Origin of the sequence: Mycobacterium sp. SA01, from assembly GCF_041287105.1 — a bacterium.
Classification (GTDB): Bacteria; Actinomycetota; Actinomycetes; order Mycobacteriales; family Mycobacteriaceae; genus Mycobacterium.
The window spans coordinates 184,482-200,193 of sequence record NZ_JBGGNO010000021.1; the positions used below are offsets into that span (position 1 = coordinate 184,482).

14 protein-coding genes are annotated in these 15,712 nt (G+C 68.6%); 4 read left to right on the plus strand and 10 right to left on the minus strand.

Annotated elements, in window-relative coordinates:
• The first annotated feature begins 52 nt into the window (after positions 1 to 52).
• From AB4879_RS24800 to AB4879_RS24810, 3 genes are all read left to right on the plus strand, one after another.
• Positions 53 to 1,519 carry an acetyl-CoA acetyltransferase gene (locus AB4879_RS24800; protein ID WP_102806306.1) on the plus strand — a complete coding sequence of 489 codons (1,467 nt, stop codon included), beginning with the start codon at positions 53 to 55 and terminating at the stop codon, positions 1,517 to 1,519.
• An 88-nt stretch (positions 1,520 to 1,607) separates the two neighbouring features.
• Positions 1,608 to 3,944: a hypothetical protein gene (locus AB4879_RS24805; RefSeq protein WP_370509697.1), complete on the plus strand. Its 2,337-nt coding sequence runs from the start codon at positions 1,608 to 1,610 to the stop codon at positions 3,942 to 3,944.
• A 22-nt stretch (positions 3,945 to 3,966) separates the two neighbouring features.
• The gene (locus tag AB4879_RS24810; RefSeq protein ID WP_370509900.1) at positions 3,967 to 4,710 is read left to right on the plus strand and encodes an SHOCT domain-containing protein; all 744 of its coding nucleotides are present in this window, start codon (positions 3,967 to 3,969) and stop codon (positions 4,708 to 4,710) included.
• Here the strand turns inward: AB4879_RS24810 and AB4879_RS24815 are convergent.
• From AB4879_RS24815 to AB4879_RS24840, 6 genes are all read right to left on the minus strand, one after another.
• Entirely contained in the window at positions 4,696 to 5,424 is a 729-nt protein-coding gene (locus AB4879_RS24815) for a DUF72 domain-containing protein (protein ID WP_370509698.1), read from the minus strand. The genes AB4879_RS24810 and AB4879_RS24815 overlap by 15 nt on opposite strands.
• 3 nt (positions 5,425 to 5,427) lie before the next feature.
• Positions 5,428 to 6,069: an endonuclease gene (locus AB4879_RS24820; RefSeq protein WP_370509699.1), complete on the minus strand. Its 642-nt coding sequence runs from the start codon at positions 6,067 to 6,069 to the stop codon at positions 5,428 to 5,430.
• A 63-nt stretch (positions 6,070 to 6,132) separates the two neighbouring features.
• The gene (locus tag AB4879_RS24825; protein ID WP_370509700.1) at positions 6,133 to 6,948 is read right to left on the minus strand and encodes an LLM class F420-dependent oxidoreductase; all 816 of its coding nucleotides are present in this window, start codon (positions 6,946 to 6,948) and stop codon (positions 6,133 to 6,135) included.
• Between the two features lie 39 nt (positions 6,949 to 6,987).
• Positions 6,988 to 7,320: a TfoX/Sxy family protein gene (locus tag AB4879_RS24830; protein WP_370509701.1), complete on the minus strand. Its 333-nt coding sequence runs from the start codon at positions 7,318 to 7,320 to the stop codon at positions 6,988 to 6,990.
• A gap of 80 nt (positions 7,321 to 7,400) precedes the next feature.
• Entirely contained in the window at positions 7,401 to 9,722 is a 2,322-nt protein-coding gene (lon, locus tag AB4879_RS24835) for an endopeptidase La (RefSeq protein WP_370509702.1), read from the minus strand.
• 134 nt (positions 9,723 to 9,856) lie between these two features.
• Positions 9,857 to 10,855, minus strand: a complete 999-nt coding sequence (locus tag AB4879_RS24840; protein WP_102806490.1) for an esterase family protein — start codon at positions 10,853 to 10,855, stop codon at positions 9,857 to 9,859.
• A gap of 225 nt (positions 10,856 to 11,080) precedes the next feature.
• Here AB4879_RS24840 and AB4879_RS24845 point away from each other — a divergent pair, with 225 nt between their 5' ends.
• A complete protein-coding gene (locus AB4879_RS24845) occupies positions 11,081 to 11,497 on the plus strand; it encodes a DUF1810 domain-containing protein (protein ID WP_370509703.1) in 417 nt (138 codons plus the stop codon).
• Here AB4879_RS24845 and AB4879_RS24850 read toward each other — a convergent pair.
• From AB4879_RS24850 to AB4879_RS24865, 4 genes are read right to left on the minus strand one after another with little or no spacing between them, the layout of a single operon-like run.
• Positions 11,492 to 12,799, minus strand: a complete 1,308-nt coding sequence (locus tag AB4879_RS24850) for an alpha-amylase family glycosyl hydrolase (RefSeq protein ID WP_370509704.1) — start codon at positions 12,797 to 12,799, stop codon at positions 11,492 to 11,494. The genes AB4879_RS24845 and AB4879_RS24850 overlap by 6 nt on opposite strands.
• The gene (locus tag AB4879_RS24855) at positions 12,796 to 13,275 is read right to left on the minus strand and encodes a nucleoside deaminase (RefSeq protein WP_370509705.1); all 480 of its coding nucleotides are present in this window, start codon (positions 13,273 to 13,275) and stop codon (positions 12,796 to 12,798) included. Before AB4879_RS24855 ends, AB4879_RS24850 begins: the two co-directional genes overlap by 4 nt.
• 9 nt (positions 13,276 to 13,284) lie before the next feature.
• Entirely contained in the window at positions 13,285 to 14,001 is a 717-nt protein-coding gene (locus tag AB4879_RS24860) for a rhomboid-like protein (RefSeq protein ID WP_370509706.1), read from the minus strand.
• Positions 14,002 to 14,018: 17 nt separating this feature from the next.
• Positions 14,019 to 15,707: a tetratricopeptide repeat protein gene (locus tag AB4879_RS24865; RefSeq protein WP_370509707.1), complete on the minus strand. Its 1,689-nt coding sequence runs from the start codon at positions 15,705 to 15,707 to the stop codon at positions 14,019 to 14,021.
• Positions 15,708 to 15,712: the final 5 nt, after the last annotated feature.

Consider the following 15,712-nt stretch of genomic DNA (forward strand, 5'->3'; position numbering starts at 1 on the left):
CTAGGTTTTGACAGGCGTCAAACGCCGTCACGACTACAGATAGGAGCCGTCGATGGATCCTCGGACGCCCGTATTGGTCGCGGCGGGACAGATCAACCAGCGCGACGACGCGCAGATCGAACCCGTCGACCTGATGGCTGCGGCCGCGCGCGAGGCCGCCGATTCGACCGTCCTGCAGGCCGTCGACGCCATCCGCGTGGTCAACCTGCTGTCGTGGCGCTACCGCGACCCGGGTCTGCTGCTGGGCCAGCGGATCGGCGGCCGCAATCCCTCGACCTACTACACCGGTGTGGGCGGCAACACGCCCCAGTCCCTGGTCAATCAGGCCTGCCTGGATATCCAGCAGGGTCGCGCCGAGGTGGTCCTGCTCGCCGGCGGCGAGACGTGGCGCAATCGAAAGCGCATGCAGGCCAAGGGAATCAAGCCCGACTGGACCCGCCAGGGTGAGGACGTCGCAGTGCCGCCGGGCGCTGAGGACGAGGTCCCGATGTCCAGCCCCGCCGAAGAACGCATCGGGCTGTTGCTGCCGTCGCACGTCTATCCGCTCTTCGAGCAGGCGCTGCGGATCGCGCGCGGCGAGAGTGTGGCCGATCATCAGCGCCGTGTCGCGGAGCTGTGGTCGCGGTTCAGCGCGGTGGCCGCGGACAACCCGCAGGCGTGGAGCCGTGAGGCGCGCAGCGCCGAGGAGATCGGGCAGGCCGGTCCGGACAACCGGATGATCAGCTGGCCGTATCCGAAGTTGATGAACTCCAACAACATGGTCAACCAGGCCGCCGTGGTCATCCTGTGCTCGGCCGAGAAGGCCGCCGCGTTGCAGATCCCGCGCGAGCAATGGGTCTTTCCCTACGCGGGCACCGACTCGCATGACACCTACTCGGTGGCCGAACGCCACGAGCTGCATCGGTCACCCGCGATCCGGATCGCCGGGCGCCGCGCACTCGAACTCGCCGGGGTCGGCGTCGACGACCTGGCGCACATCGACGTCTACTCCTGCTTCCCGTCGGCGGTGCAGGTGGCCGCCAACGAACTGGGTCTGGCCACTGACGACCCGCAGCGGCCGTTGACCGTCACCGGCGGGCTGACCTTCGCCGGCGGCCCGTGGAACAACTACGTCATGCACTCCATCGCCACCATGGCCGGGTTGCTGCGCGACGACCCCGCGGCCTACGGCCTCATCACCGCCAACGGCGGCTTCCTCACCAAGCACAGCTTCGGGGTGTACAGCGCGACCCCGCCGCCGGCGGCGTTCCGCTGGGAGGACGTCCAGTCCGAGGTCGACCGCGAACCCACCCGTACCGCGGTGGTCGAATGGGAGGGCGAGGGCACCGTCGAGTCCTGGACCACCCCGTTCGATCGCGACGGCCGCCCGGAGAAGGCCTTCCTGGCGGTCCGGACCCCCGACGACTCCCGCGCGATGGCCATCGTCGACGACGCCGACGCGGCGGCGGTCACCGTGGCCGAGGACATCGCCGGCGCCAAGGTCCGGGTGCACGCCGACGGCCGGGCCACCCTGTCCTGATCGGCTTCTGGCGAGGTCGAAACGGCGATCTTTTCCCCGCGACCTGCTTATTCTCGTCGAAGCACGACGGGGGAACTAGGGGCGTGGCATGCGGATCTTGCTCACGGAAGTCACCGGAGAGCTAGGTCGCGCCCTCGCCCAGAGCCTGCTGGCCGCGGGCCATGACGTCGACGGCATCGCCGAGCGTCCGCACCGCGACCTGGATGCGGGCGTCGAGTTCGTCGCCGCGGCGCTGAGCCACCCGGTGCTCCACCGGTTGGCGGAGGCAGCCGACGTGGTCGTTCCGCTGCCCGCCGGCGGGCGTGATCTGACCCGCCCCGCCGATATCGCCCGCGTCTGTGACGCCGCCGCGCGCGGCGGTGCGCGGATCGTGTTCCCGTCGCTGTCCCTGTTGGGTCCACGTGGCGCTCAGCAGCTGGAGGACCTGGTCAGCACGTGCTGGGCGCCGAACCTCGTGGTGCGCATCGCCGCGCCGATGGGACGGCAGAGCGACGGCCTGGTCTGCCGCTCGGTCGCGGCCCTGCTGGATGCCGACGCCACCGGATCGCTTCACGTGCTGCACATCGACGATCTGATCCGGTTCCTGGTTCTCGCCGCAGGCACCGAGCGCACCGGTGTCGTCGACCTGGCCGGGGTGGACACCACCACCGTCGGCTCCGCGACCCGGCTCCTCGGCGGGGTAGATCCGCATCCCAGGGTGCGCGGGGTGCCGGGCTGGCCCCAGCTGTGTCCGCCGCTCGACCTGGACCCGCTGCGGACCGAGTGGAAATTCGAATGCGGCTGGGGCGCAACCGATGCCGTGGCCGATACGGTACGCGGGCTGCAGGGCCGCAAGATCGGCGTGGCCGGCGCGCTCGCGGTACCCGGGCGAATCCCGTTGCCCGTCACCACCGTTGCGCGGGCGGCCGGCACCCGATCCGCACCCGAGGGCGCCGACAGCGAATTCGATGACCGGATCGACCCGCGTTTCCCGGTCTTCGTGGCCGGCCCGCTGAGTGAAGCCACGGCAGGCCCGCTCACCCCGATGTCGCTGGATCTGCATCTGGGCGGGTTGCGGCTCGCCGGCCGGTCGCTGGCTGCGCTGCTGGATCTGCGCGGTGCGGTCGCCGGCGAATGGGAGAGCCGTCTGGTCGCGTCCTTCGGCCACCGGATCTATCTGGGCGCGTCTGCCCTCGCGGCCGCCGAGCCTCGACTTCCGGCCCGCACGGCCGGTCTGTCGCGGCGATTGCGCGCCGCCGCCGATGTGCCGACGCCGAGACCTGCTGCGCTCGCCGCGGTCACCGGCGCCATGTCGGCGAGCCGTCTGCAGGCCGGCGCCCGCATGCTCGGCCGTCACCTGCGGGCCTACCGCGACGCCGCCGACGCCGAACGGCGCGACACAGCCAAGCTGGGGCTGCTGCGCGATGCGCAGCTGGATGCCCGAATCCGGTCGCTGCGCAGCCGAGTTCATGAGGGATGGACGTTGAGCGCGCTTGCGGTCGTGCTCGCCGAGGCGGCCCCGGCGCAGCTGAGCGGGGCGGATCAGCCGGTGAGCGTCGGCGCCGAGGTCGCGTCGCTGGCGCGGGTGTTGCGCGCCCACCCCTACGCGCGCGCCGCGTTGGAGGCCGGCGATATGGCGGCCACCCGCACCGGTGCGCCGATGTTGGCGAGCGCATTCGCCTCGGCACTGGCCCAGCTGGGGCACCGCGGGCCGGGGGCCGTCGAGCTCGCAACGCCGGTGCTCGGTGATCGTCCGGACGCACTGCTTGCGGCGGCCACCCGGGTGCGCGGCTCAGGAGCCGACGACCATGCGACGGTTCCCGCCGCTCAGGCCTGCCGGGTATTGGCCTATGACACCACCCTCCGGTACACCCATCAACTTCGGCTTGCGGTACGGGAATTGGGCCGCCGGCTGGTGGCGGCGGACAAGATCGCGGTGCTCGACGATGTGTTCGAGCTGACCGTCGATGAAGCACTGGCCGTCCCGGCCGACACCCGGCTGCGCATCAAACGTCGCATCGCCGAGCGTGAGCGGTTGCAGGCCGTGCGGCTGCCCGCCGTCATCGACGGGTTTTGGACGCCGATTCCCGCACCAGATCCCGCGCAGGTCGCCGACGAGCTGCACGGAACCGGACTGTTCCCCGGCGTCGTGGAAGGCACGGTCCGGGTGGTCGATTCGGCCGCCGACGCCGGCCTGGGCGCGGAGGACATCGCCGTCGTCTCCGCAGCCGACATCGACGCGGTGGCGCTGCTGGGCACGCCCGCCGCGGTCCTGACCGACGGCGGTGCCACGCTGGGAGATGTGAGCGTGTTCGCCGCTGACTTCGGTGTGCCGTTCATCGCCGGAGTGGCCGCCGGGTTGTGTACCGGCATGCGGGTCCGGGTCGACGGTTCTGCCGGGCTGGTCACCGTGCTGGCACCTGCCTGCGACGTGGTGCGGGTGTGACGCGGTATACCGTGGCCCGGTGATGTGGCGGACCATAGCGAGGCTCTCGGCACTGTGGTGGGTGCTGATCGCCGCCCCGGCGCTGATCGCCACCCGGTTGCTCGACCATGCCGGTGCCACCTCGGCCAAAGGCTGGGTGCTCGGCGTCTGGCTCGGTGGTTACGTCGCGCAGTTCGTTGTGTTCCTGGCGATTTCACGCCGGTCGCCGCGTCCGGCGTTGCTGGGCTGGGTGATCGCCTCGACGGTTCCGTGGGCCGCCGACTGGACGACCCCGCTGTCGGTGTGGTGGTTGGTGCTGTGGAGCGCGGTCGTCCTCGGCTACGCGGCGTGGCTGGCTGTCGCAGTGTCTCGGGTGGATCAGCTGCGCAGTGCCGGGGTGGCCGCCACAGGTGTCGTGCTGGAGGTCATCAGGCCGACGTTCAACGTGGTGGTGAACAAGGATGCCAGCCGCCGTGTGCTGCGGCTGCGTGTCGAAACATCCTACGGGGCAACGCCTTACGAGGCCCGGTTGGCGGCGACGTTCACCCTGGGTGAACTGCCCGAGGCCGGCGACCGGGTGGCGGTGCGGATCGATCCGGCCCGCCCGCAGCTCGTCGAACTCATCGAGGACGAGCCGATTGTCCGGGCCGCGCCGCAACCGGGCGACCTGCCGCCCGAGCTGGCCGAGCGACTGCAGACGTTGAAGACCATGCGCGACCGCGGCGACCTCACCGACACCGAATTCGCCACGGCGCGAAAACGACTGCTCGAATCACCCGCCGAGTAGTTCGCGCAGCCGCAGTGCGTTCCGGACGGCGTAACCCTGGCCGTCGTTGTTGAAATAGACCAGCACCCGCCGGTCCTGATCCTGCCACTCCCGGATCCGGTCGGCCCACCAGTTCAGGTCGTCCTCGGTGTAGTTCCCGGCATAGATGGGCGCGGTGTCGGGGCCGTGCATGCGCACGTAGACCAGATCGGTGGTGGCGCGCAGTACGCAGGGCATACCGGGCCCGCTGATCACCACGTAGGCGGCGCGGTAGCGCTCCAGGAGCTCGTAGACGTGCGGGTCGTCCCAGGACGGGTGACGCATCTCGAGGGCCACCCGGATCCAGTCGGGGACCAGCGACAGGAAGTAGGCCAGCCGGGCGTCGTCGCGTTCGAGGTCGGGATGCAGCTGGACCAGCACCGCCTCCCGCTTGTCACCGAGCGCCCGCTGGCAGCGTTCCAGCCGATCGATCCACGGTTCGGGGTTGTTCAGGCGGCGGTAGTGGCTCAGGCCGCGGTGCGCCTTGACCGTCATGGTGAATCCGTCGGGCAACCGGGTACGCCAGCCGTCGAAGGTGGCGTCCTTGGGCCAGCGGTAGAAGCTGGCGTTGAGTTCGACGGTGTCGAACACCTCGGCGTAGCGGGCCAGTCGCTTGGCGACCGGCAGGCCGGGGCGGTACAGCACCGAATCCCAATGGTCGTAGGACCACCCCGAGGTGCCGATTCGGACGGTCACGCGTCAGCCGGCGATGCGCTGCCGCACGTCGTCGTCCAACGAAACCCGCACCAGGCCTGCCGCGAGCGGCGCGATCGCCCGGCCGGTGAGGGCAGCCAGTCTGTGCGGGTCGCGGGGGAGACCGAGTTGCTCGGCGCTGTCCAGCGAGCGCTTGTCGAAGTAGGGCCGAACCCACGGCCAGACGTCTTGGACCTCGCGCAGGAAGATGTCGGATCCGGTGTCCCCGATTCCGGTGAACTGTTTGAGCGCCTGCCTGGCATTCTTCACGTCGGGCTTGGTGACGCGGGCCAGCGTGCGCAGGTCGTTGCGGTATTCGTCGTTGACCCTGGTCGCAAGCTCGGTCAGCCGCGACGCCGAACTCTCGTCGTAGCGCACGTAGTGGGCACGGCCGAACGCGTCGATCATGGTCTGCCGGTTGGCCGCCATCACGGCGCGCGGTGTGCGCAATCCGGCCCGGAACAGTTCACGGGCGGCGTGCATCGCGATGGAGGCATCGATCGGCTTGCTGGCCAGCATGCACAGCACCAGCAGCTGGAACAGCGGCATCGGGGTGTCCCGCAAGGTGATTCCCGCTTCCGCGGCATAGGTTCTGCCCGCATGCTGACGAAGGCGCTGAATGAGGCGCCTGGCCTCCGCATCATCCATCTGCCAGGCGATACCCGTCCAGTGGGCCGACGAAACGATATGTCATCGTGGCGTCAGACATTCTCAGCGTTTCGTGTCGCGCCAGTCGATCATCTTCTCGACCGTGCTCAGGTCGTACGTGCCCTCCGATGCGCGGACCTCGGTGTGGAACAACGTCGCACCGGCGGCCAGATAGTTGTCCGCCGACCGGGGATCGGTCCAGAACGTCGAGCGCTCGATGTCACTGTCGGCGCGTCCGAACCCGGCGGCCAGCTCGGCGACGCGGGCGCTCGCTTCCCGGTACGAGTCGAGGGGAAGGAAGGTGTGCCAGATGTCGGCGTGGCGTGCGACGGCGGGCAGCGTGCGCTTGGGGCCGGATCCGCCGATCAGGATCGGGATCTTGCGCAGCGGCGCCGGCTGCAGCAGGCCGAATCGTCGCTCGATGCGCAGCAGACCCTCGTCGAAGGCGTCGGCTCGGGACTTGACGGTCCCGAAGTCGAAACCGTATGTGGTGTAATCCTTCTCGTACCACCCCGCGCCGACGCCGAGGATGGCGCGGCCACCGCTGATGTGATCGACGGTGCGGGCCATGTCGGCGAGCAGGTCCGGATTGCGATAGCCCATGCCTGACACCAGCAGCCCGAGCTCGGCCCGGGTGGTGATCTCGCCCCAGGAGGCCAGCGCGGTCCACCCTTCGAAGTTGTTGACGTCCGGCTGCGTGGCCGCCAGTACCGGTTTCGCGTCGGCGATCGATTCGATGAACGGCGCGTGGAAGTGGTCGTAGCCGAAGATGACGTCGACGCCGATGCTCTCGGCGTGCAGGACGGCACGCCGCCAGGTGGCGTAGTCAGGGGTGTCAGCGGGCTGAATCTGCACGGCGACGCGCACGGGGTAGGTCATGCACGCGACAAGCCCGGCTCACCGGGATTTATTCCGGCGCTACTTCGGCGGTAGGGATTTCGCGTGGTCGACGCCGCGGGCGACCCAGCTCTGCAGCTGACGCTTCGTCCGCACCCCGGCGTCACCGATCCGGATCCAGCCGCGAGTTTCCCGCCCCGCCATGATCATCGGTGCGGTGTGTTCGCGTGCCAGCAGGCCGGCGGTGGCCTCCGGCGGTACTCGCACCATCAGACCGCCCTGACCGCTGGCGCACACGGCCATGTTGCCGTTGATCAGGAATGCCAGACCGCCGAACATCCGCTTCTCGTCGACGCCGGGTTCGGTGGCGAGCAGTTCCCGCAGGCGGTTCGCGAGATCTTCGTCGTAGGGCATAGCCAGAAATTACTACGCCCAGCAGACACAAAATCGCCCCAATTCGGCTGAATAGGGGCGACTTTGTGTCTTGTCGAGCGTCAGGCCGCGGCGGTGGCTGCCTCGGTGGCCGGCTCCAACGCCTGCGCGACGATGTCGGCGACGTCCGTCATCGACTTCACGGTCAGCGCCTCGAGCACCTCGGCCGGGACGTCGTCCAGGTCGGCCTCGTTGCGCTGCGGGATGAAAACCGTTGACAGCCCGGCCCGTTGCGCGGCCAAGAGCTTCTGCTTGACGCCGCCGATGGGCAGCACCCGCCCGTTCAGGGTGACCTCGCCGGTCATCCCGACATCCGAGCGGACCTGCCGTCCGGTGGCCATGGACACCAGCGCGGTGACCATCGTGACGCCAGCGGACGGACCGTCCTTGGGCACCGCGCCGGCCGGCACGTGCACGTGGATCTTGCGGTTCAGCGCCGCGGGATCCACGCCCAGCTGTTCGGCATGGCTACGCACGTAGGACAGCGCGATCTGCGCCGACTCCTTCATCACGTCGCCCAGCTGACCGGTCAGCTGCACGCTCGGCTCGCCCTCGGTCGACCCGGCTTCGATGTAGAGCACATCGCCGCCCAGGCCCGTCACCGCCAGTCCGGTCGCCACGCCCGGCACGGCGGTACGTTCCGCCGATTCCGGGGTGAACCGCGGACGGCCAAGGTAGCCAACCAGATCCGGCTCATCAATGGTCAACGCCTCGTCGGAGGCAAACAGCTTGGTGGTCGCCTTACGCAACGCCTTGGCCAGCAGCCGCTCGAACTGCCGCACACCGGGCTCCCGGGTGTAGTCCGCGGCGATCTTGCGCAGCGCCGCGTCGGTGACCGTGACCTCCTCGGGGGTCAGCGCCGCGCGGTCGCGCTGCCGGGGCAGCAGGTACTCGCGGGCGATGGCGACCTTGTCGTCCTCGGTGTAGCCGTCGATCTGCACCAGCTCCATCCGGTCCAGCAGGGCCGAGGGGATGTTCTCGATCACGTTGGCCGTGGCCAGGAACACCACGTCGGACAGGTCCAGATCCAGGTCCAGGTAATGGTCGCGGAACGTGTGGTTCTGCGCGGGGTCCAGGACCTCCAACAGGGCGGCCGACGGGTCGCCCCGGTAGTCGGAGCCGACCTTGTCGATCTCGTCGAGCAGCACGACCGGGTTCATCGAACCGGCCTCGCCGATCGCCCGGACGATCCGGCCGGGCAGCGCGCCGACGTAGGTGCGCCGGTGCCCGCGGATCTCGGCCTCATCGCGCACGCCACCCAGGGCGACGCGAACGAACTTGCGGCCCAATGCCCGTGCCACCGATTCACCCAGTGACGTCTTGCCGACGCCGGGCGGGCCGGCCAGCACCATCACGGCGCCGGAGCCGCGGCCGCCGACGACCTGCAGACCGCGCTGGGCGCGACGCGAGCGGACGGCCAGGTACTCGACGATGCGGTCCTTGACGTCGTCCAGCCCGTGGTGGTCGGCATCCAGGATGTCGCGGGCTGCCGTCAGGTCGGTCGAGTCCTCGGTGCGGGTGTTCCAGGGCAGGTCCAGGACGGTGTCCAGCCAGGTGCGGATCCAGCCGCCCTCGGGGCTCTGCTCGCTGGAGCGTTCCAGCTTGCCGACCTCGCGCAACGCGGCCTCCCGGACCTTCTCCGGCAGGTCGGCCGCCTCGACACGGGCCCGATAATCGTCGGATCCGTCCGGCTCGTCTTCGCCCAGTTCCTTGCGAATGGCGTTGAGCTGTTGGCGCAGCAGGAACTCCTTCTGCGTCTTCTCCATGCCCTCGCGGACGTCCTGCGAGATCTTGTCGCTGACTTCGACCTCGGCCAGATGCTCGGAGGTCCAGTCGATCAGGAGACGGAGCCGACGATCCGCGTCACTGGTTTCCAGCAGTTGGCGCTTCTGGACGTCGGACAGATACGACGCGTAGCCGGCGGTGTCCGCCAGCGCCGACGGGTCGGTGATCTTGTTGACCACGTCGACGATCTGCCACGCCTCGCGGCGTTGCAGCATGGCCAGCAGCAGTTTCTTGTACTCCGCGGCGAGTGCCTTGGTGTCCTCGTCTGCCTCGGCCGCCGTTATCTCATCGACCTCGACCCACAGCGCTGCGCCCGGCCCGGTGGTTCCGGAGCCGATGTGGGCGCGGCTCTCACCGCGCACGACGGCAGCGGCACCGCCGCCGGGGATGCGGCCCACCTGCACGATCGACGCGATGACGCCGTGGGTGGGGTATCGATCGTCCAGGCGTGGGGCGATCAAGAGCTTGCCGGTCGGGGTGGCCTGCGCCGCGTCCACCGCGGCACGCGCGGCGTCGTCGAGTTCGATCGGCACCACCATTCCCGGCAGCACGATCGGCTCGCTGACAAACAGGACCGGCACAGATTTGGCTTCAGCCATCAATCCTCCAAAGTTCAGTCTGACCGACTCAACCTTGAACGATTCCAGTTTGTTCCCCTCGTTCGGCGTCGCACACAAAGCAGCGAGCCTGCCGCCGGGGGGGTGGCGACAGGCTCGCTGTTGTTTCGGGTGGATCAGCCGGCGGACGGAGTTGCTCCCAGAACCCGCTGCATGTCCGGGATCATCTGCTGCAGCTGCTGTCCCCAGTAGCCCCAGCTGTGCGTACCGTTCGCGGGGAAGTTGAACACGCCGTTGCGTCCACCAGCCGCGAGGTAGTTGTCCATGAAGGTCTTGTTGGTGCGCAACGTGAATCCTTCGAGGAACTGCGCGGCCATCAGGTTGCCACCGCCACCGGAGGTGTCGAGATCCGACGGCGTACCGGTGCCGCAGTAGATCCAGATCCGGGTGTTGTTGGCGACCAGCTGGTTGATGTTGACCATCGGGTCGTTGCGGCGCCACGCCGGATCGGACGACGGTCCCCACATGCTCTGCGCGTTGAACCCGCCCGCGTCGTTCATCGCCAGACCGATCAGCATCGGCCACCAGCCCTCGGAGGGGTTCAGGAAGCCGGACAGCGATGCGGCGTAGGTGTACTTCTGCGGGTAGTAGATCGAGTAGGTCAGCGATGCGCTACCGGCCATCGACAGACCGACGACGGCGTTGCCGTTCGGGTCGACCCCGTAGTTGGCGGCCAGGTACGCCGGCAGCTCCTGGGTCATGAACGTTTCCCACTTGTAGGTGTAGTTCTGCCCGTTGCCCTGCGACGGCTGGTACCAGTCGGTGTAGAAGCTGGACTGTCCGCCGACCGGCATGACGGTCGACAGGCCCGAGCCGTACAGCCACTCGAACGCCGGGGTGTTGATGTCCCAGCCGTTGTAGTCGTCCTGGGCGCGCAGGCCGTCGAGCAGGTACACCGCGTGCGGGCCACCGCCCTGGAATTGGATACGGATATTGCGTCCCATCGCGGCGGACGGGACATCGAGATAGAGGACCGGGAGTCCGGGCTTGGAGAAGGCGGCCGCGGTCGCCGACCCGCCGACGACACCAATCAGGCCGGGCAGAGCGAGTGCGGCCACGAAGGCTGCGGCCACGCGGCGCAACCATGTGCCTCGCAACTTATCGACGATCTTCATGACGGAAACCATCACCTTTCGTACGTGTTTCACAACCGGAGGTGAGCTGTGTGCCGGTAGCTAATCACGGTGCGTAGCGCGGACTCGGCACGCGCGGCGGTGTGGCATATCGCGGTTCGCTAACGATCAGGCGACGCGGCGGACTCGGGATACTCAGTACCGCAACGGCTTTGACCTGGCGTCAATAACGGAAAGATCACGCGGAGGCAACGGTACAGTTGAGGCGTGGCCCCGTTCGATCTGCAACGCTTCGTCGATGCCCAGGACCGGGTGTACCACCAGGTGCTCGCCGAGTTGCGGGCCGGCGCCAAACGCAGCCACTGGATCTGGTTCATCTTTCCTCAGCTCGGTGCGCTCGGAAGTAGTTCCACCGCAAAGCGTTTCGGTATCTCATCGCTGGCCGAAGCGCAGGCATACCTGGCGCACCCGACGCTCGGGCCACGACTGCGGCAGTGTGCCCGCCTGGTGGCGGCGATCGAAGGCCGCTCTGTCGATGAGATCTTCGGCTGGCCGGACAATCTCAAGGTGCGCTCGTCGATGACGCTGTTCGCGGCGGCCACCGATGACAACGCCGATTTCGTGGCGGTGCTTGACAGGTTCTACGGCGGCGAGCGGGACACCCGGACACTCGAGCTGCTATAGCGGCCGCAGCACCAGCCAGCCCTGAGGTGGGACCACCACCTCGTCGACGATCTCCTCGGGGGGTGCCGCGGTGCCGCCCACCAACTGGGCCTGCCCACCGGTGAGCTTGGCCACCGGCAGCGGCATCGGCGCGTCGTCGATGTTGAGCGCGACGATCAGGGCGTCGTCGCCGGTGCGGGTCTCATAGGCATAACCGCGGTTGTCCACTTGCAGTGCAGTGGTTTTCGCTTCGTGCAGCCAGGGATTTCGGCGGCGCAGGCCGATCAGGTACTGGTGCAGGTTCCAGGTCTCGCGCCCCGCGGCGTCCAGCGGGACGGGTGGCGTTCCGAACTCGGGCCGCACCGCGTCGTCGCCGCCGGCCCGTTCTTCCTTGACGCCTCGGTAGCCGAGTTCGTCACCGGCGTAGATGCTGGGGACACCGCCGGTGGTGAACAGCAGCACCAGGGCGTGGGCCACCTGCTCGGGGCGGTCCAGCTTGCTGGCGATCCGGGTGACGTCGTGGTTGCCGACGAAGGTCAGCGGCGCAAATCGGGTCAGGAAGTCGTTGTGGCGCTGCAGCGCCCAGTCCAGCTCATGGAAGTTGCCGTCGTTGAGGCTGCTCCAGATCGCCTTCCACAGTTCGTACTGGGTCACCGAGTCGACACCGCTGCCGTCGACGAACGCGACGTAGTCACCGTGGATCACCTCGGCGACGAACCAGGCGTCGGGGTGGGTTTCGCGGACCCGCGGGAGCACCTGCGCCCAGAACGACTCCGGTACCGCGTACGCCGCGTCGAGGCGCCACCCGTCGGCGCCCCGGGCCAGCCAGTGGCTCATCACGTCGACGGTGTAGTCGACGACGGCCGGGCTCTTGTGGTTGAGGGTGATGAGCTCGCCGTGGCCCTCGAAGGTGTGGAAGTGGCCGGGGCGGCCGCGAAACCATGATCGTGCGTCGGCGTCGCCGCCCTCGACGGCGCGCCGGTAGCGCTCGAATTCCGTTCCCACATGGTTGAACACGCCGTCGAGTAGGACCCGTAGGCCACGTTGATGTGCTTCGGAGACAAGGTGGTCGAAGTCGTCATCGTCACCGAGTCGCGGGTCGATGCGGAAGTGATCGGTGGTGTCGTATCCGTGGGTGCGGGAGGCGAAGACGGGCCCCAGCGCGATCCCGGAGGTCCCGAGTTCGACGGCATGGTCGAGCCAGTCGACGAGGCGGCGGAGTCGGTGCTCATCGGGACCCGGCGGTTCGGCGGCGGGGAAGGCGCCGACGAAACCGAGCGGATAGACGTGCCACCAGATCGCGTGGCGCACCCAGTCGCTCATGGCGCGAACTTCGCGGCATAGAGGGCCATCATCTCGTCGCGGTACTCGGGGGCCGGGCCGTCGACCGTCAGCTGCGGGGCGACCGCGGTGATCGGCAGGGTGGCCACCGGTGGCAGCGGTGCCTGCCAGTCGGTGAGCCAGTCGGCCAGCTGGGCTCCCGCGACGGCAAACACGATGCGGCCCAAGCCAACCCAGGCGTGTGCGGCCGCGCACATCGGGCAGTGTTCGCCGGAGGTGTAGACGGTGGCGCGGGCCCGCTGATCGGGGGAGAGGTTCGCGGCGGACCATTGTGCGATTGCGAGTTCGGGATGGGCGGTGGCGTCACCGCCTGCGACGTGATTGTGGTCCTCGAACAGGACCGTGCCGTCGGCGTCGACCAGGATCGAGCCGAACGGCTCGTCACCGGCGTTCAGCGCGGTGCGGGCCAGCTCGACGCAGCGGCCGAGCCGCCGGATGTCTTGGTCGTCGAGCGCCACGCCCTCACCTTACGCAACCGGTGTCGGTGGATGGCGGAAGCGCCAAAGGTCCAGCAACCGCATCGGATCCACCGGTGAACCGGGCCGGCTGCGCGCCAGTGGGTAACAGGCGAATCCGACGAACAGCGCGATCAGGTGCCCGACCGGGGTGAACGTGGGGCTGATCAGCACCGCGCCCACGCAGTAGGCGAGTGCGATGAACAGGTACAGCCAGCGCCACGGCCGCGCGATGTGATAGGTCAGCAGACCGCCGATGCCGACGGCGAAGTAGCTGACGCCGATGTCGCGGGCGTTGAGGTAGCGCGGTGAGATCATCGCCTCCTGGATCTGCCAGTACAGATAGCCCTCACTGGCGTAGGTGGCGACGATGTGGGCGATCAGCCCGGCGATCACGAAGCGCAGCCGGCCCAGCCAGCGTTCGGCCGGGGCAAGGAAGAGGCAGAACATCACCAGATACGGCCACCACGCCGCGCCGTCGAGCCACAGCAGGCTGGTGATGAGCACCCGGATCGGGTCGGAGGCGAGGTGGTGGAGGTTGGTCGAGTCTTTGCGCAGCAGCTCCAGCAGATGCCAGTGCGGCAGCAGGTGCTGGGCGATGGTCGTCAGGAACAACACCGCCAGCCAGCCGAACGTCACCGGTGCGGTGCCGATGAAATGTACGACCCGGCCGGGCCAGCCCCGCCGGGTCGGGAGGACCGGCGAGGGAGGTTCCAGGCCGTCGTGCACCTGTCGAGATTACTGCCTCAGTTGCAGCAGTCCGTGCTGACGACCTCTAGGCGGCACAGGCACGACGCGAGGATCGGGACGTCGGCGCGGGCTCTGGCCAGTTCGAGCTGGCGGCCGATGATGCCGGCCTCCTCGGTGCGCCCCAGCCGCTGCAGGCATTCGTGGTAGCCGTGCAGACTCCAGACGTTGCCGGGGTGCTGGCAGGGCCGGCTCAATGTCGGATCCAGCCCGAGGTCGGCGGCGTACACCGCGGCGGCATCTTCGACCTTGCCTTGTTCCAGCAGCAGCGCACCATAGGCGTGCCGGGTCGGCTGCATCCAGCCCCACGGTTCGTCATAGGGGAGCTCGTCGTCGAGTGCGATCGCCCGCCGCAGATGCTCGAAGGCCGCATCGAAATCGCCCTCCCGATAGGCGATCTCACCGTCGAGCATCGCCGCGGCGACGGCCAGGATGTCGCGGCTGGTGTTGTTGAACAGGTACCGCGATTCCGGGACGCGGGCATAGGCCGCGGCGAATGCCTCGCGCTCGGCCGTTGCCTGGGCCAGCTGTCCCTTCGCCGCATGCGCGACCCCGCGCCCGTAGTGAATGGTTGCCGTTGTCGTGCAATACAACTCGGTGTCGGCGGGCAGGGGCTCGGCGATCAGCTCGTCCCAGCGGCCGAATCGGATCAGCACGTGCACCCGTAGCGGAACGAACGCTTCCAGCCAGTCGGCCATCGGCGGCGACTCGATGGTGAGCAGGTCGGGGGTCAGCTGCCCGGACAGCTCGTCGGCGGCCGCCAGTGCGATCTGCGACTGGCCGGCGAACATCGCCGAATAGACGATGAAGTGCAGATCGTGCGCCCGGTAGAGCGAATAGAAGTTCAGCGGCCCGGCGTGTGCGACGAATCGGCGATCCGCCGCCACCGCGGATTGGTTGGCCAGCACCGAATCTCGGTAGTTCCCGCACAGCACGTCGATGTGCGAGGGCATGTGCTGCAAATGGCCGGCGTCGGGCACCAGGCCGCGCAGCAGGTCGGCGGCCGGCAGCGCGTCCTCGGGATGGGCTGACATCTCCATCGCGTGGATGTAGAGGTGCAACACACCGGGATGGGCGCGCCCGGCGTCGGTGCGCAGCGCCGCGTCCAGCAGGGCCTTGGCCTCCACCACCCGCGAACCGGGGGCCGGCTCCCCGGTTGCGGTGTCCCACAACGCCCAAGCCGTGATGTTCACCAGCGCATCGGCGGTCAGCGCCAGGACGTCGGCGTCGTCGGGGTACGCCCCTGCCAGCTCGGCCATGGCCTCGGCATAGGCGACATGACCTGCTGCCAGAGCGTCGGCGTCGTCGGGATCATCGGTGGGGAACCGGGTTGTCAGCGCCGCGATCAGGGCGTGCTCGACGACGCTGCCGCGGCTCGAGGCGGCAAGCTCCAGTTCCATGCGGGCCCGGGCCAGCGACGCGGCCAGGTCGACGGGATCGAAGGCGTCCCAACCCTTGTTGTAGTTCGGGCCGATCGCGTACGCGATACCCCACCGCGCGATCGCGAGATCGGCGTCGAGCGCCAACGCCCGTTCGAAGCAGGTGATCGCTTCCTCGTGGTTGAAGGCGTACGCCCACACCAGTCCGCGGTCGAACCACACCTGCGCCTGCGGCGACGGGGTGTCGACGTGCCGGTGGTAGTCACCGAGGTTGTAATACGGCTCGGTGTCGCCGAGCGGAACCGCCATGCTGC

Coding starts and splice junctions, on each gene's coding strand:
- AB4879_RS24830 (WP_370509701.1), bottom strand. CDS start 7,320: ATGCCCTACGACGAAGATCTCGCGAACCGCCTGCGGGAACTGCTCGCC.
- AB4879_RS24825 (WP_370509700.1), bottom strand. CDS start 6,948: ATGACCTACCCCGTGCGCGTCGCCGTGCAGATTCAGCCCGCTGACACC.
- AB4879_RS24865 (WP_370509707.1), bottom strand. CDS start 15,707: ATGGCGGTTCCGCTCGGCGACACCGAGCCGTATTACAACCTCGGTGAC.
- AB4879_RS24805 (WP_370509697.1), top strand. CDS start 1,608: ATGCGGATCTTGCTCACGGAAGTCACCGGAGAGCTAGGTCGCGCCCTC.
- AB4879_RS24810 (WP_370509900.1), top strand. CDS start 3,967: ATGTGGCGGACCATAGCGAGGCTCTCGGCACTGTGGTGGGTGCTGATC.
- AB4879_RS24850 (WP_370509704.1), bottom strand. CDS start 12,799: ATGAGCGACTGGGTGCGCCACGCGATCTGGTGGCACGTCTATCCGCTC.
- AB4879_RS24800 (WP_102806306.1), top strand. CDS start 53: ATGGATCCTCGGACGCCCGTATTGGTCGCGGCGGGACAGATCAACCAG.
- lon (WP_370509702.1), bottom strand. CDS start 9,722: ATGGCTGAAGCCAAATCTGTGCCGGTCCTGTTTGTCAGCGAGCCGATC.
- AB4879_RS24820 (WP_370509699.1), bottom strand. CDS start 6,069: ATGGATGATGCGGAGGCCAGGCGCCTCATTCAGCGCCTTCGTCAGCAT.
- AB4879_RS24840 (WP_102806490.1), bottom strand. CDS start 10,855: ATGAAGATCGTCGATAAGTTGCGAGGCACATGGTTGCGCCGCGTGGCC.